This is a genomic window from Variovorax sp. P1_H12_2 (assembly GCF_056405335.1).
Window position 1 is genome coordinate 1 of sequence record NZ_JBFUCI010000699.1, and the last position, 1,674, is coordinate 1,674.

The 1,674-nt window shown below is 65.1% G+C and carries 1 protein-coding gene; it reads left to right on the top strand.

Annotated features, from left to right (window positions below; translation table 11 throughout):
- Positions 1-1,658: molecular chaperone DnaK (gene dnaK, locus AC1D2K_RS34325; RefSeq protein WP_478094854.1), on the top strand; the 1,658-nt coding region annotated here is incomplete at its 5' end.
- Positions 1,659-1,674: the final 16 nt, after the last annotated feature.

A 1,674-nucleotide genomic window follows, 5' to 3' on the forward strand; every position in this document is an offset into this window, starting at 1 on the left:
GCATCACCAAGGCCGACAACGGCGACGCCTGGGTCGAAGTGCGCGGCAAGAAGCTCGCGCCGCAGCAGATCAGCGCCGAAATCCTGCGCAAGATGAAGAAGACCGCCGAAGACTACCTCGGCGAGCCGGTCACCGAGGCCGTGATCACGGTGCCGGCGTACTTCAACGACAGCCAGCGCCAGGCCACCAAGGACGCCGGCCGCATCGCCGGCCTGGACGTCAAGCGCATCATCAACGAGCCGACCGCAGCCGCGCTGGCCTTCGGCCTCGACAAGCACGACAAGGCCGATCGCAAGATCGCCGTGTATGACCTCGGCGGCGGCACCTTCGACATCTCGATCATCGAGATCGCCRACGTGGATGGGGAAAAGCAGTTCGAAGTGCTGTCGACCAACGGCGACACCTTCCTCGGCGGCGAGGACTTCGACCAGCGCATCATCGACTACATCATTTCCGAGTTCAAGAAGGACCAGGGCGTCGACCTGAGCAAGGACGTGCTCGCGCTGCAGCGCCTCAAGGAAGCGGCCGAGAAGGCCAAGATCGAGCTGTCGAACGGCGCCGCCACCGACATCAACCTGCCCTACGTGACGGCCGACGCCTCGGGCCCGAAGCACCTGAACATCAAGCTGTCGCGCGCCAAGCTCGAAAGCCTGGTCGACGAGCTGATCGAGCGCACCATCGCGCCCTGCCGCACCGCCATCAAGGATGCCGGCGTCAGCGTGTCCGACATCAGCGACGTGATCCTGGTCGGCGGCATGACCCGCATGCCCAAGGTGCAGGAAACCGTCAAGGAGTTCTTCGGCAAGGAACCGCGCAAGGACGTGAACCCCGACGAGGCCGTGGCCGTCGGCGCCGCCATTCAAGGCCAGGTGCTGTCGGGCGACCGCAAGGACGTGTTGCTGCTCGACGTCACCCCGCTGTCGCTCGGCATCGAGACCATGGGCGGCGTGATGACCAAGATGATCACCAAGAACACCACGATCCCGACCAAGTTCGCGCAGACCTTCTCGACCGCCGAGGACAACCAGCCGGCCGTGACGATCAAGGTGTTCCAGGGCGAGCGCGAGATCGCCTCGGGCAACAAGCTGCTCGGCGACTTCAACCTCGAAGGCATTCCGCCGGCCTCGCGCGGCACGCCGCAGATCGAGGTCAGCTTCGACATCGACGCCAACGGCATCCTGCACGTCGGCGCCAAGGACAAGGGCACCGGCAAGGAAAACAAGATCACCATCAAGGCGAACTCGGGCCTGTCGGAGGACGAGATCCAGAAGATGGTGAAGGACGCCGAACTCAACGCGGCCGAGGACAAGAAGAAGGTCGAGCTGGCCCAGGCCCGCAACCAGGGCGAAGCCATGGTGCACAGCGTCAAGAAGTCGCTGGGCGAGCACGGCGCCAGCCTGGACGCCGGCGAGAAGGAAAAGATCGAAGCTGCGATCAAGGACGTGGAAGAAGCCCTCAAGGGCGAGGACAAGGCCGCGATCGACGACAAGACCAACACCCTGATGAGCGCCAGCCAGAAGCTCGGCGAGAAGATGTACGCCGACGCCCAGGCCGCCGCGGGCGCCGCCGGCGGCCCGGGCGCTGGCCCGGAAGCTGCAAGCGCCCCGGCGGACGACAACGTGGTCGACGCCGAGGTCAAGGAAGTCAAGAAGGGCTGATCTTCCCGCCCTGAAC